Annotated in this window: 15 protein-coding genes; 5 read left to right on the top strand and 10 right to left on the bottom strand. The window is 45.4% G+C overall.

The window, feature by feature from the left end:
- The first annotated feature begins 59 nt into the window (after positions 1 to 59).
- Positions 60 to 245 carry a hypothetical protein gene (locus tag AOU00_RS08470; RefSeq protein ID WP_029517162.1) on the top strand — a complete coding sequence of 62 codons (186 nt, stop codon included), beginning with the start codon at positions 60 to 62 and terminating at the stop codon, positions 243 to 245.
- A 156-nt stretch (positions 246 to 401) separates the two neighbouring features.
- Here AOU00_RS08470 and AOU00_RS08475 read toward each other — a convergent pair whose 3' ends face one another.
- From AOU00_RS08475 to isdC, 8 genes are all read right to left on the bottom strand, one after another.
- Positions 402 to 2,030 (bottom strand): ABC-F family ATP-binding cassette domain-containing protein, encoded by a 1,629-nt coding sequence (locus AOU00_RS08475; protein WP_061831472.1) that lies wholly within the window; start codon positions 2,028 to 2,030, stop codon positions 402 to 404.
- A 281-nt stretch (positions 2,031 to 2,311) separates the two neighbouring features.
- A complete protein-coding gene (locus tag AOU00_RS08480; protein ID WP_069290385.1) occupies positions 2,312 to 3,091 on the bottom strand; it encodes an ABC transporter ATP-binding protein in 780 nt (259 codons plus the stop codon).
- The gene (locus AOU00_RS08485) at positions 3,081 to 4,064 is read right to left on the bottom strand and encodes a FecCD family ABC transporter permease (RefSeq protein ID WP_069290386.1); all 984 of its coding nucleotides are present in this window, start codon (positions 4,062 to 4,064) and stop codon (positions 3,081 to 3,083) included. The genes AOU00_RS08480 and AOU00_RS08485 overlap by 11 nt, the downstream gene beginning before the upstream one ends.
- Before the next feature lie 14 nt (positions 4,065 to 4,078).
- Positions 4,079 to 5,038, bottom strand: a complete 960-nt coding sequence (isdE, locus tag AOU00_RS08490; RefSeq protein WP_061831475.1) for a heme ABC transporter substrate-binding protein IsdE — start codon at positions 5,036 to 5,038, stop codon at positions 4,079 to 4,081.
- A gap of 162 nt (positions 5,039 to 5,200) precedes the next feature.
- Positions 5,201 to 8,806, bottom strand: a complete 3,606-nt coding sequence (locus tag AOU00_RS08495; RefSeq protein WP_069290387.1) for an NEAT domain-containing protein — start codon at positions 8,804 to 8,806, stop codon at positions 5,201 to 5,203.
- Between the two features lie 98 nt (positions 8,807 to 8,904).
- Positions 8,905 to 9,402: an NEAT domain-containing protein gene (locus tag AOU00_RS08500; protein ID WP_069290388.1), complete on the bottom strand. Its 498-nt coding sequence runs from the start codon at positions 9,400 to 9,402 to the stop codon at positions 8,905 to 8,907.
- Between the two features lie 32 nt (positions 9,403 to 9,434).
- The gene (locus AOU00_RS08505; RefSeq protein WP_025718712.1) at positions 9,435 to 9,902 is read right to left on the bottom strand and encodes an NEAT domain-containing protein; all 468 of its coding nucleotides are present in this window, start codon (positions 9,900 to 9,902) and stop codon (positions 9,435 to 9,437) included.
- 72 nt (positions 9,903 to 9,974) lie between these two features.
- On the bottom strand, positions 9,975 to 10,490 hold the full coding sequence (gene isdC, locus AOU00_RS08510; RefSeq protein WP_069290389.1) for a heme uptake protein IsdC: 516 nt from the start codon (positions 10,488 to 10,490) through the stop codon (positions 9,975 to 9,977).
- 398 nt (positions 10,491 to 10,888) lie between these two features.
- On the opposite strand from isdC, the gene AOU00_RS08515 reads away from it, so the two are divergent.
- The 4 genes from AOU00_RS08515 to isdG are packed head-to-tail and all read left to right on the top strand — an operon-like array spanning position 10,889 to position 14,017.
- Positions 10,889 to 11,869: an ABC transporter substrate-binding protein gene (locus AOU00_RS08515; protein ID WP_069290390.1), complete on the top strand. Its 981-nt coding sequence runs from the start codon at positions 10,889 to 10,891 to the stop codon at positions 11,867 to 11,869.
- A gap of 9 nt (positions 11,870 to 11,878) precedes the next feature.
- Positions 11,879 to 12,877: a FecCD family ABC transporter permease gene (locus tag AOU00_RS08520; protein WP_172828278.1), complete on the top strand. Its 999-nt coding sequence runs from the start codon at positions 11,879 to 11,881 to the stop codon at positions 12,875 to 12,877.
- Positions 12,874 to 13,665: an ABC transporter ATP-binding protein gene (locus AOU00_RS08525; RefSeq protein WP_061831482.1), complete on the top strand. Its 792-nt coding sequence runs from the start codon at positions 12,874 to 12,876 to the stop codon at positions 13,663 to 13,665. The genes AOU00_RS08520 and AOU00_RS08525 overlap by 4 nt, the downstream gene beginning before the upstream one ends.
- Before the next feature lies 1 nt (position 13,666).
- Positions 13,667 to 14,017 carry a heme oxygenase gene (gene isdG, locus AOU00_RS08530; protein ID WP_069290392.1) on the top strand — a complete coding sequence of 117 codons (351 nt, stop codon included), beginning with the start codon at positions 13,667 to 13,669 and terminating at the stop codon, positions 14,015 to 14,017.
- A 219-nt stretch (positions 14,018 to 14,236) separates the two neighbouring features.
- Here the strand turns inward: isdG and AOU00_RS08535 are convergent, their stop codons facing one another.
- Together AOU00_RS08535 and cydS are read right to left on the bottom strand one after the other, a co-directional pair.
- Entirely contained in the window at positions 14,237 to 15,247 is a 1,011-nt protein-coding gene (locus AOU00_RS08535) for an MBL fold metallo-hydrolase (RefSeq protein WP_025718701.1), read from the bottom strand.
- Between the two features lie 211 nt (positions 15,248 to 15,458).
- Positions 15,459 to 15,569: a cytochrome bd oxidase small subunit CydS family protein gene (cydS, locus tag AOU00_RS27690; RefSeq protein WP_414126406.1), complete on the bottom strand. Its 111-nt coding sequence runs from the start codon at positions 15,567 to 15,569 to the stop codon at positions 15,459 to 15,461.
- Between the last annotated feature and the right edge of the window lie 5 nt (positions 15,570 to 15,574).

The following is a 15,574-nucleotide window of genomic DNA, read 5'->3' on the forward strand; positions in this document are numbered from 1 at the left end:
GTTTTTCTTCAATCCAGCATGATTGACATGAATCTGGCGGCAACAGGAGGAATTTATTCATGAGCGATGCCAATGAACCACGTAAAGTTAATCTCGCAGATGCCATTCGGGAAAAGCTGGCACAAAAAAAACAGCAGTCCGGCGCTTCACAGCAGGGCGGCTTTCAAGGCGGTTCCACCAAAACACTGAAAAGCCAAAATACGAAGAAGCCGAACAACCAACGCCGTCGTACAGGCGGATCATAATCCACCTCATAGCCTTAATAGGGTATCAAAGGTCTGGCGTACCTCACTGCCAGAACCAAGTAAGCTATGGGCATGGTACAAAAACGAAAAAGAGGAGTCTCCCTGCCATCTTAATGGCCTGAAGGAGCTCCTCTTTCGTTTATCTAGTTGCTGAAGTTAGCCGATTTCTACCGGATACATACGTTCACGCAACTTTGTGATTTCTTCATTTTCCAAGTACTCATCATAGCTCATCGTACGGTCGATTACGCCGTTTGGTGTAATTTCCACGATGCGGTTCGCGATCGTTTGAATAAACTGGTGGTCATGCGATGTGAACAATATAGTACCATCAAAATCAATCAGACCATTGTTCAGCGCTGTGATGGACTCCAGATCCAAGTGGTTGGTCGGTTCTTCCAGCAGCAACACATTGGCACCGTTCAGCATCATTTTCGCCAGCATACAGCGAACCTTTTCGCCCCCGGACAGCACACTTGCTTTCTTAAGCGCTTCTTCTCCAGAGAAAAGCATACGTCCCAAGAAGCCGCGCAGGAACGTTTCGTCCTGATCCTTGGAATATTGACGGAGCCATTCCACAAGATTCATGTCCACACCTTCAAAATAGGTGGAATTATCTTTCGGGAAATAAGCCTGGCTAGTTGTAATCCCCCAAGAAAATTCTCCGCTGTCTGCTTCAATCTCGTTCATCAACACCTGGAAGAGCGTCGTTTTAGGCAAACCGTTCGGACCCACAAACGCGATTTTATCGCCCTTGTTCACAACCAGACTGAACTCGTTCAACACTTGCTCGCCTTCAACGGTTTTACTGAGACTGTCTACGGTCAGCAGTTGTTTGCCTGCTTCACGCTCAGGCTTGAAGTTAATGAACGGATATTTACGGTTTGAAGGACGGATATCGTCCAGCGTAATTTTATCCAGTTGCTTTTTACGTGAAGTTGCCTGTTTGGACTTGGAAGCATTCGCGGAAAAGCGCTGAATAAAGGCTTGCAGTTCCTTGATCTTTTCTTCCTTCTTCTTGTTCGCATCACGAGTCAATGCAAGCGCAAGCTGGCTGGACTCGTACCAGAAGTCATAGTTGCCGACGTACATCTGGATTTTACCAAAATCGATATCCGCAATATGCGTACATACCTTGTTCAGGAAGTGACGGTCATGGGATACAACGATGACGGTGCCTTCATAGTCCATCAAGAAATTTTCCAGCCATTGAATGGATTCGAGATCCAAATGGTTGGTAGGCTCATCAAGCAGCAAATTGTTGGGACGACCAAACAACGCTTGAGCCAAGAGAACGCGTACCTTGTCGTTCCCGCTCATCTCAGACATATTTTTATCATGCAGGTCACGCGGAATACCAAGACCGATCAGCAATGCAGCTGCATCCGGCTCGGCATCCCAACCGTTCAGCTCTGCAAATTCGCCTTCCAGTTCACCGGCACGCAAACCGTCTGCTTCGGAAAACTCCGTTTTAGCGTACAGCGCATCTTTTTCCTTCATGATTTCATACAGACGCGTGTGACCCATAATAACGGTTTCCAGAACCGGGAATTCATCGTATTCATAATGGTTCTGCTTGAGGACTGCCATCCGTTCGCCCGGTGTCATGTGAACCTCACCAGAATTGGCTTCGATTTCACCGGAAAGAATTTTCAAAAAGGTGGATTTACCCGCGCCATTCGCCCCAATCAGGCCGTAGCAGTTCCCAGGAGTAAATTTGATATTTACGTCTTCAAAAAGTGGGCGTTTACCATAACGAAGCGTTACGCCGCTTGTACTGATCATATAAGCATACCATCCTTATCATTAGTAAAGTGCTAAACACAAAATTACCGACGGCAATAGTATAACACACAAAAGATCGGATTCGAACCGTAGTATAAGCATAACCGCCCTGAATCTCATCCAATATCTTATAAATAAAATAAAAAATGCTTCTGTCTCCACGATTGTCACCTGACAAACACATGGACCAGAACCATTTTCATGTTTTAAATTCGTTGAGATGCCGTGAGGACAGACGCGTTATTCAGTCGCAGCATTGATTGTTCTGTGCGTCGTAAACGTCAGGAAACCCCGACACCTATCGGAATGAGGTACATGCCCGCTTCATCATCCTGTTTGATTACGACCTCCACGTCATAGACCGCCTGGATCAGCTCAGATGTAACGACCTCTGTAGGTGGGCCGTTCGCTATAATACGCCCTTCCTTCATGGCAATCATCACATCGCTATACCGAATAGCCTGATTGATATCATGCAGCACCATCACGATGGTCAGTCCATGTTCCTGGTTTAACTGCCGAATGAGCTCTAAAATTTCAAGCTGGTAGTACATATCCAAATAGGTGGTCGGCTCATCCAAAAATAAAATTGGCGTCCGCTGTGCCAAGGCCATTGCAATCCATACACGCTGCCGTTCTCCTCCTGAGAGCTGATCCAACGTGCGAGTTCTACGTTCGTTCAGGTTAGTGCAGGCTATTGCCCACTCGATCGCCTCCTCATCCTCATCACGTCTCGCTGTGAACATGTTCTTATGCGGCAACCTTCCGAAGCTGACGAGCTTTTCTACAGTCAAGTCGGAAGGTGCCTCATTCTGCTGATGGACTACCGCCAGTTGACGGGCCAGCTCCTTGGGCTTGTAGTGGGCTATCTCCTTGCCGTCCAGAATCACCTGGCCCAAGCGGGGAACAGCATTGTTGGACATCACGCTGAGCAGCGTCGATTTGCCGCATCCATTGGGACCAATTATGGTCGTAATCCGTCCCGACTCAATAACAGCATTAATAGCGTGCAGACGATCCGTTTTCCGATCATATGTGAAGGTTATATCCTTAATGTCCATAGGTGCGATCCGCCTTTCTGATCAGGAATATCAGGAACGGCCCGCCAATGACGGCCATAATAATAGAAGCCGGGATTTCATTGGGAGCAAGCACCGTCCGCCCCAGTGTATCCGCGAGCAGCAGCAGCAAGCCGCCGCATAATGCAGAAAATGGAATCAGCCACTTATGATCCGAGCCAACTAGGTAGCGGGCACAATGCGGAACGAGCAGGCCGATAAAGGCAATTACTCCTGCGATGGCTGTAGCCGTTGCTGCAAGCAGCACTGCAATCACAGAAATCAAAAGTCGTGCGCGCGTTACATTGAATCCTAGATTTTTAGCTGTTTTATCTTGAAGGGACAAGAAATTGCACCAAGAGAACACGAGCATGGCTAAAATTAGCCCAATCCCGCCATAGGTCACAATAACCTCGACATCTACCCATTTTTTCATAGACAAGGTTGATGTAGTGACCTGGTTAATACTGGTGACCGCATAACTGCCTCGATAGTTAAACGACTGACCTAGACCGGAAAAAATGGCGTTCACAGCTACCCCGATCAGAATGAGACGAATCGGATGCAAGCCAGATTTCCACGAAAACCCATAAACCATTAGGCAGGCTAACGCACCTCCAATAAATGAAAAGAACGGCATCCAGAAATAAAGCGCCGGAAAGACCGTCACCGCAATCAGCGAGATCAATGCCGCTCCCGAAGAAATGCCGATAACCCCAGCATCCGCCAGCGGATTTTTCATGACGGCTTGCAGTAAAACACCCGCCACTGCAAGGGCTGCACCTGCCATTACGGACACGAAAATTCTCGGTAGTCTCAGGTCCTTGACCACATTCACCTGATCATCTGTACCTGTCCACAATCCGGTCACCAACTGACTCAAATCCACCTTGAGACTGCCTGTCATCGCTGAATACAGCATGACGCCAACGAGCAAGACAATTACAACAATAAGGCTCCAACCTTTTTTGGACATGTCATCAGCTTCCTTTAATTCGAAGGATACAGCATTTTCATCAGCTCATCCAGCGCCGAGTTTGCCGCTAAATTCCCTGTTGTGCCAAACAACGGTTCAGGCAGATCATAGACATGCCCATTTTTCACAGCGTTGAAATGCTTCCAGATATCGTTAGTTTTGAACTCTTCATCGAACATTTTCACTACTTCATCCGGCATCCCGTGTGCAGCGCGCAAAATGATATCGGGGTTGGATTGCTGCAAGGCTTCGGTATTGTGGGCAATGAACTCCACCTTCTCGCCCTGAACCACATTGGTTCCGCCTGCAATTTTAACCAGATCCCCAATATAGGAATGCTCGGTAGCCACCAGATAGCTTCCCGGTACTCCCAGCAAAATCAATACTTTAGGGGATTTCTTCCCTTTGATCTTTTGTTGAATCTCGGCTACTTTGGCATCCAAAGCTCCATTAATCTCTTTGGCCTTATCGGCTTTGCCAAACGTGTCTCCCAGCTTTTGAATTTCTTTTTGCATATTCGCGAGACTTTCAAAATTTAAAAATTCGGCATTGATTTTCAAATCTTTAAATTTAGGCTCCAGATCATATTTCAGTGTCGTCACCGACAGTACGTCCGTCGGCTTCAATGACATCACTTTTTCCATATCAGGACTCATCGGATTACCCACATCAGGCACATCCTTGTAACGGTCAGGCAGCACTTTCGTGCTTGTCGGCTTGCCTGCCAAATCCAGGCCTAGTGCATCCGTGATTTCCGCAATGGCTACCGTAGTCGCCACAATACGAGGAGCTTGAGCTTTACCGTCAGACGACTTTCCGGTTGCATTAGATGTTGCCGCTGATTTCGAACCATCGCTCTGGTTCTGCCCGGCCTGTGCCCCTCCCGAACATCCAGCCAGCAACAAGATCACGATGCCGATTAACATATACAAACCAAATGTTTTTCCTTGAGCCAATGCTATATACCGTTTCATGAAAATCCAGTCACCTCAATTCAAAATGTAGAAAAACAGTCAGTAGGAGCCCCAACTTTTCGGGTATGTAAATGCTGACAAGTCTTGATGCCGGGGCACCAAGACTTGCTCGCATACAAACTTTGCTGTTATTCAGACTTCATTGATTATCACAACCTGAGGCTACTTCGCTTTTAGGCTTTCTTCATCAAATTGGAACTGAACTGTATACCAGTGATCATACGGCACTCCGCCAAGGACCAAACCAGGCACAATGACGTGTGTGTAAGCACCCATTTTCTGAGACAAGTCCCCTACCTCGAATTGAACGACACGTGTATCGCCGGATGTCGAGATTACTTCCACATCTTTCAGGGTACCGTTTTGCTCTACTTGGAGAGCTGGCATCCATGAGCTATTTTTCAAAGTAATTTGAATATAGCGCTTGTCTCCCTTTTCAATCAGTGTAGCTGGCTTGTCGAGATAACCGTCCATAACGGAAGCTTCACTCGTTTTATCTTTAAATACGTTGTAATTAATCGTGTATTGCTTCTCGGAAGCCGTTTGAACCGGTTGCTCAACTACTGGTTTTGTTTCAGCCACAGATGCAGTTGTTTCTGCTGCCTTGTCCGTAGAAGCTGCTGTTGGTTCAGTTGCGGTTGCAGTTGTAGCTGCATTGACTCCCTCACCTTTAAGCGATGCACGGTCAAATTGAATCTGTCCGCCGAATTTCTCATTTAGAATGTATTTCTCAGGCAGATATACCTGTGTGTACACACTCAACTTTTTATCCAGATCAGGCACTTCAAACGCAATAGTGTGCGTGTCACCTTTTGTGTCGGAAGCCACAATCGTTGGATTGGCATAACGGCCTTCAAAATCCGTTTGGAATAGCTTCAAAGCCTGGTTGTCCGTAACGGTTACATGGGCCTGAACTTTACCATCTTTCACAATCAATTTCGCTAGATTTTGTACAAAAGGAGCCGCTAGAGAATCCTTATCCGTTCCGTTCGCAAGCACACGGAAGTTCGCAGTGTACTCTCCATCCGCTAAGTTGTTTTTCCCTTTTTCTGCTTCAGCCGACTTCTTGTCGTTGTAATAAGCTACATTACTGGTATCGAATTTAAATTCAAAATCGTATACCTTCTCTACCCGATCCTCCGTCTTAAAGACCATCGGAGTGGCACTTGCCACTTTAGGGGCTTCATAGACAACTAGTTGGCCTTTTACATTGTTTTTAAAGTCATTTACGCTAAAACGAACGTGCTTCGTATTGCTTGCTGCATCTTCCTGGGTCACTTCTGCGTCTCGGTAGTCCCCGCTTGCGTTGTCCCAAATGCGCAACGCCTTCACTTCATTACCGTTTTGCAGCTTCAGACCTACAAATTGTTTGTCGCCTTCCACGACCAATTGCGCTGGTTCATTAGTGATAAAGCGTTGAGCTGGAGAATCCACTCCTGTGGAACCATCCGACAACAGAATGCTGAATTTCAAGGCATATTTCCCATTGACAAGCTTGTCAAAATCCAATTTTACGATAGGATCTGTAGCTCCTGTAGAGGAAGGCTCGACAAAGCTGCGAATAGTAGCAGGCTCGAATTGAAATTGCACATCATATACGTGATCATATGGGATGCCGCCCAAATCCAATCCAGGTACGATCACATGCGTATTCACTGTCACTTTATCCGAGAGATTTGGCACTTCAAATTGTACTGTTCTTGTATCTGCGGAGGTCGATTGCTCAACCACCGGAGCTTCTGCACCATTTACTTTAAAGGTTTTGATCCAGCTGCTCTTGTCCATTTTGATCTGAATCACATTTTTACCGGACTGTCTTAGCAGTGTGGCTGGTTTTTGCATATAGCCATCCATCACAGATATTTCATTGCTTCCATTTTTGAGGACGGAGAAATCAATGCTGTATCTGCCGTTTTCAGTCACGGGAGTTGTGCCGCCGTCTGTTCCTTTTACTGCAATGCTGCTGCGGTCAAATTGCAGACGAAGCTTATGATCCATCTCATAAACCCCACCCGGGTAGGTCGTGCTCACGTGTACTTGTGCATTCAGAATAGCATCCAGATCCGCTACTTTGAATTTCACAACACGTGTATTAGCATTCTTGTCCTCACTTACGATATCTGCATCTGTCAACGTTCCGTTTTGTTCTGTTTTGAACTCCGTCACCGTTGCGCTGTCTTTGATGGTAAAGGAAGCTTCATACTTGCCTTTCAATGCCGTCAGTGTCGCTGGAGATAATAAATATTGCCCCATTGCCGATTTTTGATCCTTTGTTGCGTGCAATGCATCGAAATGGATTGAATACGTTCCATCAGCTAAAACCTTTCCTGGCGTCCCAGGATCAACCGGGGATGGAGTATTAGCTATGCTGCTCTTGTCAAATTGCAGACGAAGCTTATGATCCATCTCATAAACCCCACCTGGATAGGTCGTGCTCACATGTACTTGTGCATTCAAAATCGCGTCCAAATCCGCTACTTTGAATTTCACAACACGCGTATTGGCTGTCTTGTCCTCACTTACAATATCCGCATCTGTTAACGTTCTGTTTTGTTCTGTTTTGAACTCCGTTACTGTGGTGCTATCTTTAATGGTAAAGGAGACTTCTTTTTGTCCCTTCGATACCGTCAAAGTCGCTGGAGACAACAGATATTGTGCCATCGCTGACGCTTGATCTTTTGTGGCGTGCAGCGCGTTAAAGTTAATCGAGTACGTTCCATCCGCCAAATCTGATGGTGCGGGTGCAGAGGCCAGCTGAAGATCTACGTTATAAGTATTCACGTAGCCCAGCTCAGGCCAGTTGATGCTTACCCATGCGTTCAGCTTGGCAGGCAGATCTTTTACTTCAAACTCGATCATACGTGTATTCGCAGTTTGATCTTCACTTACAACAGAGGTGTCGGTTAACACTCCATTTTGCTCTACCTTGAAACCATCAATCTGCTTACTGTTCTTTAATGTAAATTGGACATATCGTTTACCACCACGCTCAATTAGAGAGCCTGGTTTCTCCGTATACCCATCCATCATTGACTTTTCATTGCTTTCATCTTTCAAAAGGGTAAAGTCCAAATCAGCGAGTTTCTCTCCTGTATTAGGAGGCGTTACCGGTGGTGTTACAGGTGGAACCGTTGGATTCTCCGTTGAGTTTTTAAGTCTCAAACTGGAAGGATCAAACTCAATCCATTCCTTCACTGAACGGTCTGGATCGGTATCTACATACCATGGAGAACTGCTATTAAATCCAAACTCCGTATTTACATTTTGATGAAAATCATAAACATCGAAGCTTACAGTCCCGGAAGTTTTCCCAGAATCCACCTCTATTTTTGCGGGAGCTGTTTCCCCGTTTTGTTCAACTAAAAATTTCGAAAGACCTTGAGATTCCGCAAACTTAAATGAAAAATGGTATTTTCCATCCTTAATGATCAAATCTCCAGGATAGGTATAGTTTGTTTTGAAGCTTGAATCCCTAGTGCTACCGCTGACTGTCTTTCTTAAAGGTTTGTAATCGATCAGGTATTCTCCATCTGCATAGGTCGCATCAGTAGTGGTCACAGCATTGGTAGGCTCAGCATATGTGCTGGGCACTTCTACCGGAATCTCATAAGTAGCATAAGTAGCACTAGTGACTGTAGTGCTTAAATCGGGCAAATTCGACGAAGTGGACTCACCCTCAGGTGTTGCTCCTACATATGGTGAAAATAAAGAAAACAACATTAGAATAGCAGCAAATGTCGTTATAAATTTGTTAAATCGGCTTTTCAAGGTGATGTATCCCCCTACTTAAAATATACTCATTTGGAGCTTTGAAACTAAGCTCCAAATGAGTATTCAATTCAAAATTATATTTTCAAAAAGAAGTCTTAGATATCGCTGTCGTCGAATTGGAATTGAACAACATAGTCGTGATCGTACGGAATACCACCAGTGTATTCTGCAGGCACACTTACATGCAGTTTAACGTTCAATTTTTGAGACGGGCTAGTTACAGGGAATTCGACTATTCTTGTATCCCCTGATGTGCTTACTACAGTCGCATTCACATACTGACCGTTTTGTTGAGTTTTGAATTCAGTAACCCAAGCACTCTTGGTAATAGCTACTCTCACTTTATATTGACCATTCGTAACAATCAGTGTGGCTGGTTTTTTCACATAACCATTTGTATCCATGTAAGATGGCTGAGTCGTTCCATCTTTATAAACGGTATAAGGCAATTGATACGTTCCATTAGGCAAAGCCGCGTTTGCTTTATTGGCAGAAAATGGAGCTAGTACCACAAAAACAAGCGCTGCCATCACTACAGTAAGCATTACTTTTTTCAAAGACCATTTTTCCATACGATTCATAATCATGTTCATGTTCTTAATCTCCTTTTACGCTTTATTTTGGATTAGATTTCGTCGAATTGCAGTTGTACATCGTACTTGCCTGTGTAGCCGATTACTGGAATTGTGATTTCAGCGTAAGCATTCACTTTTGCATTCAGATCAGCAACTTCGAATTCCACTACACGAGTGTTGTTCGCAGTATCTGTGCTTACCACAGTCGCATCTTGCAGTACGCCATTTTGCTCTACTTTGAACGTTGTAATCAGATTGCTGCTTTTCACAGTCAGACGAACGACATTTTTGCCATTAGCTACCGTAACCTGAGCAGGCTTCGTCAGGTAGCTATCCAATCGAGAAGTTTCATTGGTTTGATCCTTCAGAACGGTATAGTCTACGTTATACGTGCCGTCGGCTGCTGCCGCTTTAGCTGAGAATGGAGCAACGAGTGCAAAAACAAGCGCTGTCATGATCAATGCTACAAATACCTTCTTAAAAGAAAATTGCTCAAAGCGATTCATTACCATATTCATATCTACACACACTCCTCCATTTTTTATGCTTCAATTTGTGTTGATTTTATGAACGATAAAGATGGCTTGAATTTACTTCTTGGAAGATTTAGTTGATTTCGCTGACTGGACGGCTGCTATTTTTTTGACGCTTTTGGAATCAAAAGCGAAGCGGATCGTATAATCATGATCGTAGTTATACGCAGGGACAGTAACATGGATTTTAGAGATTAACGGGCTGTTCACACTCGTAATTGGAAATTGTACGGTGCGGGTATCGGTTTTGGCATCCTTATGGATGACCTTTGTATCGATGATTTTGCCTTTGTAATCTACTTTAAACCCAGTTGTCCATTCGCTATGATTCAGCTTAATTTGCATGGTCATTTGACCTTTTTTTACATACAACTTAGCTGGTTTTTCAAAATAATCATTAGCCATGGACACCGAATCATTTTCTGCCTTGAGGATATTGTATTTGAGCGTGTATGTACCATCCGCCAATGTTGGAGAAGCCGCAGCGGCTACTACAGATGACGAAGTTGGCCAAAAGCTCAGCACACTCACCAGCAGAAACACAGCAATAATTGCAGAATACCCCTTCTTCATTTTGACAGCAGTCCCTCCCCACGAGAATAAACTAATTGATTATCATTCTCAATTGATAATTTAAAAAAAATAGCTCTTTTCGAGCTTGTCTCCCCACCTCTCTATTCCATAATTTCGCAAAATCAAGTAAACCCATCACCAATATATCTTACACTTTTCGAAAATGTCAATATGTATTTGCATGTACATAATCCCTTGATATATGCTATTTTTTAAGAAAAATTTGTAGTTCCTTCTTCTATAATTCGAATTACTCTCTTTTATTTTTAATTCAAAATTTATTTAAAAATTTACCTTTTTCAATTGACAATCCTCAGTGATATTCATTATCATTCTCTTATACATAAATGAAAATGATTATCATTATTGTTTAACTTGAAAATTGCAGGAGGAATAACATGAAATCTTATGTGTTGTGGTCATCCGCAGCGCTTTTATTGACAGTTACCGGATGCAGTAATGGTACCTCGACCGCAGATCACAAACCAGCCAGTGCTTCCGTATCTACCGCTTCAAGCACGACAAGTGGCGCGACGATTCAAGTTACTGATTTCTCAAAACGGATGTTGGCCTTTCAAAAGGTCCCTCAACATATCGTTGCGCTCAGCAATGGCGATCTGGATATTATTTACGCATTGGGCGGGACAGCCGTGGGCAGGCCCAACTCCAATGGACCCTCCGTCGTACCTGCTGCTGAAAACGTTCAGCAAATAGGCTCCACTCACGAAGTTGATCTGGAGAAAATTACGATGCTCAAACCGGATGTCGTGCTAGGCAATTATCCTATGAATGAAAAAGACATTCCAGCCATTGAAGGAGTCGGTTCACAGCTGCTGCTGACGGGAGCCAATTCAGTTCACGATATTCAGTCGCAAATTACGCTGTTCGGACAATTACTGCAAAAGCAGGCTCAGGCCGTGAAGCTAAATCAGCAAATTGACCAACAAGTAGCTAAGCTGCAAAAGGAAACCGCTTCTGCCTCCAAACCGAAGGTGTTGCTGGTCTACGGAGCCCCGGCTACGTATATGGCGGCACTGCCAAATTCACTAAGTGGAAACATACTGGAAGCTGCGGGTGGCTCGAACATCGCCGCTGATTTTCCGGGCCTGCAAAATTTCCCGCAATATGCGCAGCTGAACACAGAACGCATCATCGAGGCTGACCCTGACTACATCTTCATCATGACCCATGGCAATACGGAAGATGTTAAAGCCGCATTTATAAAAGAAATGCAGGAAAATGCAGCTTGGAACGGAATCCGAGCAGTCAAAAACAATCAGGTCGAGGTTTTACCTTCAGATCTGTTCGGTACGAATCCGGGCACACGTGTCACTAAAGCGCTGGATTTGATGCATCAAAAGCTGTATCCGGCGAAATAGGCGATGGAGATGAACAAACTACAGCGCGCCAGAAGACGCACCATCGCCTGGATTACCCTTCCGATTCTACTGCTGGCCGTCTCTGTGTACGGTCTGGCCTACGGTTCGGTGTCGATTCCACTTCAAGAAATCTATCATGTTTTGCTACATAATGATGAATCTACCTATCGCACGATCCTGATAGATCTCCGGCTACCTAGAGTATTAGTAGGTTTACTGGTGGGAGCTTGTCTTGCAGCTTCTGGAGCACTTCTTCAAGGTGTGATGAAAAATCCATTGGCTGACCCTGGCATTATTGGTGTATCGGCTGGAGGTGGACTTGCCGCCGTCATTACGATGGTGATGCTTCCACAGCTCAGCTACCTTCTTCCGATAACCGCCTTTTTGGGAGCCTTCCTGAGCGCAATCGTCATTTATCTGCTGGCTTGGGACCGAGGGGCATCGCCTGTCAAAATTGTGCTCGCTGGCGTTGCGATCAACGCGCTGCTGGGCGCACTCACTAACGGCGTAATGGTCATGTACAGCGACCGCGTACAGGCCGTTCTTCCTTGGCTATCCGGCGGATTAAACGGAAGAAGCTGGCATCATCTAGAGTTTATGGCGCCTTACGCCATCATTGGATTAATCGCCTCTTTCTTTGCAATTAAACCTGCTAATTTACTGCTGCTGGGCGACGATTCAGCACAGCTGCTTGGTCAGCGAGTAGAGCTTCAACGTATGCTCATTATCCTGCTGTCTGCCCTGCTCGCCGGTACAGCGGTCAGTGTAGCTGGGCTAATCGGCTTTGTAGGACTGGTCGTTCCCCATGTCATACGGCTGCTAATCGGGGAAGATTATCGTTTCCTCCTCCCCCTTTCCATGGTAGGCGGTGGAACGCTGGTTGTCCTAGCAGATACGGTGGCACGATCTTGGTTTGACCCGATTGAACTGCCTGTAGGTATTTTGTTAGCCGTCATCGGGGCACCGTTCTTCTTAATCCTGCTCAAGAAACGGGGGAGTTTCGGATGACAGCCATTCAGAGTGAGCATATCTCCTTACAACGTGGGTATTTCCAGCTGGACGATGTGAATATCACCTTGCCTGCTGGTCAGCTCACCGCGATCGTCGGACCGAACGGTTCAGGCAAGTCCACGCTTTTGCGGATTATGACCCGGTTGCTCAAGCAGGATCAGGGTCAGGTTTCCGTGCTGGGCAAACCCGTGCAGGAGTACAAGCGGCGTGATTTTGCCCAGACGATTACAATGCTGCCGCAAATGAAGGATATGCTGCCGTTATTGACGGTCCGCGAGCTGGTCGCTTACGGGAGATCTCCTCATGCCAAAGGCTTGAGGGTACGCCATACCGGACAGGACCAGCAAATCGTGGACCATGTCATGAAGATCACGGGCATCCAGCCCTATGCAGATCGAATGTTCCATACTCTATCAGGAGGTGAACAACAAAAAGCGCGAATTGCAATGGCTTTGGCCCAACAAACAGGTATTCTTTTGCTCGATGAACCGACCACTTTTCTGGATATCGCCCACCAATTTGAAGTTATGGATATGCTGCGGCGTATCAATCACGAGTCCGGCTTGACGATTGTTATGGTACTGCATGATTTGCAGCAAGCTGCGGCCTATTGTCATCATATGATTGCACTTAAAAAGGGACGAATCGCCGTTGCCGGCGAACCCCGTGAGATTTTGACGTCTGCTTTTCTTCGCGACATTTATGAAATGAACGCTACCATCAAATTTGAGGATGGCTATCCGGTTATTATACCGACCATACCACATCATTCAGGAGGAATTTAATATGGTTATCGTTACAAATACATCTAAAATCACACCGGGCAATGCACATTTACTCATCGAAAGATTTAACAAAGAAGGAAAAGTTGAAAAAATGGAGGGCTTTCTCGGTCTGGAAGTACTGCTGACTGAAAACACGAAAGATTATGAGGAAGTAACCATCAGTACACGCTGGAAAGAAAAAGAGAACTTCCAAGGCTGGACGAAAAGCAAAGCATTCCGCGAATCCCATAGCCATCGTCAAATTCCGGACTATATTATTGAAAATAAAATCACGTTCTATGAAGTTAAAATCGTTCGTCATCCCATCGCCAACAGCGATTCCTCTTTGGCAAGTGATTCCGAAGCAGTTTAATCCTGCATTATAGCTAAAAACCAAAAAAAGCGGCTCGGCAGGCAAAATTAATTGTCCGCCGAGCCGCTTTTTTTATCAGGATTTTGCAAAATTTGATTCCAGTCGCTCCGAAGTACAAGATATAGACGAACTAAAACATTTCGATCTATATCTTATTCATTGGAAGTCGCTTATTGGATTTTTGCAAAATCCTCTTATATAAGGATTATGTCGAATTCCTCAGATTGTAGTTGAGCAGCGACGTCCAATTTTCAGCGTCTCTCCGTGCCCAAGAACATGAATGCGTTCCTTCGCAATACCCATACGCTCACGCTCCGCTTCGAGCCGGTCCAGCGCCTCTCTTGGCGTATCATCCGCCAGCTTGAAGGCTCCGTAGTGCATCGGAATCATCTGATCTGCGCCACAATCTACAAACCCTTGCAATGCCTCCTCCGGTGTCACGTGCTGCGAGGTCATGAACCATTCCGGTTCGTACGCGCCAATCGGCATAAAGGTCAGATCAATGGCAAAGCGCTCGCCAATCTCCTTAAACCCACGAAAATATCCGGTGTCTCCCACAAAATACAACGTTGGTGCATCCTCTGAGTCTGCACTAGAATGAGGATTGGATTCCGTGACGGACGTGGCAGAGCCAATCACCTGCTGTTCACTTTGCAGAACGTATCCACCCCAATGCGAAGTATTGGTATCAAACGGCGTGCGTCGTGTCCAATGCTGGGCTGGAACAAACGTAAATCGTACCCCTCCTACCGTAAAATGCTCCCACCATTGCAGCTCATGACAGTTACGAAAACCTTTGCGGATCATTTTCGCCTTTAACCCCGAGGGGACAAGCATCAACGTATCTGCACGATATAATTTCCGCAACGATTCTAAATGTAAATGATCATAATGGGAATGAGACAGCAGAATGATGTCCAGTGGTGGTACATCCTGAATACGAATGCCGGGCGGAGCCAACCTTTTATCAAAAGCCATACGCTCTGCCCATACCGGATCGGTGACGATATTCAGCCCAAGATACTGGATGAAAAAGGTGGAATGTCCCACCCAGGTGGCTGTCGCCATCTCCCGATTGCTATGCAGAAATTCCAGCTCCGGGGGATGGTTTGGCACAACGAACGTATAATCCTTTATTTTGCTGCGTCGCTCCTGCCGCCATTGTCTGAATTGCTTGATTGTTTTATCGGTATTTACATGATCCATATTGTTAAAACGTACTTTGGGCATGATGCAGCTCCCTCCCTGATGAACCCGTTCTCCAAAAAACACAGCGGTTCAATTTAACTATATATTGTCACTCGAGTGTGAACATAAAATGATGCAACATCCTGATATATGTAAAGTATAATTCAATCACGTCTGTAAAGGAAATTCTGCGATAATACAGCAAAAACAGACCTCCCGTATCAATCAGGAAGGCCTGTTCTACCTGTAGTTGTCAGTCCTGTGGATTTTTAAAGCGTGCCGAATAAATAAACAAAAACGCTATCGCCACGACAATAATGATAGGTGACTCGTACATAATCGTAAAATGCTCGAAAGCAGCCACTCTAA

Origin of the sequence: Paenibacillus polymyxa, assembly GCF_001719045.1 — a bacterium.
GTDB lineage: Bacteria > Bacillota > Bacilli > Paenibacillales > Paenibacillaceae > Paenibacillus > Paenibacillus polymyxa_B.

Coding starts and splice junctions, on each gene's coding strand:
- AOU00_RS08520 (WP_172828278.1), top strand. CDS start 11,879: ATGAACAAACTACAGCGCGCCAGAAGACGCACCATCGCCTGGATTACC.
- AOU00_RS08485 (WP_069290386.1), bottom strand. CDS start 4,064: ATGTCCAAAAAAGGTTGGAGCCTTATTGTTGTAATTGTCTTGCTCGTT.
- AOU00_RS08535 (WP_025718701.1), bottom strand. CDS start 15,247: ATGCCCAAAGTACGTTTTAACAATATGGATCATGTAAATACCGATAAA.
- AOU00_RS08515 (WP_069290390.1), top strand. CDS start 10,889: ATGAAATCTTATGTGTTGTGGTCATCCGCAGCGCTTTTATTGACAGTT.
- AOU00_RS08470 (WP_029517162.1), top strand. CDS start 60: ATGAGCGATGCCAATGAACCACGTAAAGTTAATCTCGCAGATGCCATT.
- isdG (WP_069290392.1), top strand. CDS start 13,667: ATGGTTATCGTTACAAATACATCTAAAATCACACCGGGCAATGCACAT.
- AOU00_RS08500 (WP_069290388.1), bottom strand. CDS start 9,402: ATGAACATGATTATGAATCGTATGGAAAAATGGTCTTTGAAAAAAGTA.
- AOU00_RS08475 (WP_061831472.1), bottom strand. CDS start 2,030: ATGATCAGTACAAGCGGCGTAACGCTTCGTTATGGTAAACGCCCACTT.
- AOU00_RS08505 (WP_025718712.1), bottom strand. CDS start 9,902: ATGAATATGGTAATGAATCGCTTTGAGCAATTTTCTTTTAAGAAGGTA.
- isdE (WP_061831475.1), bottom strand. CDS start 5,038: ATGAAACGGTATATAGCATTGGCTCAAGGAAAAACATTTGGTTTGTAT.
- isdC (WP_069290389.1), bottom strand. CDS start 10,490: ATGAAGAAGGGGTATTCTGCAATTATTGCTGTGTTTCTGCTGGTGAGT.
- AOU00_RS08525 (WP_061831482.1), top strand. CDS start 12,874: ATGACAGCCATTCAGAGTGAGCATATCTCCTTACAACGTGGGTATTTC.
- AOU00_RS08480 (WP_069290385.1), bottom strand. CDS start 3,091: ATGGACATTAAGGATATAACCTTCACATATGATCGGAAAACGGATCGT.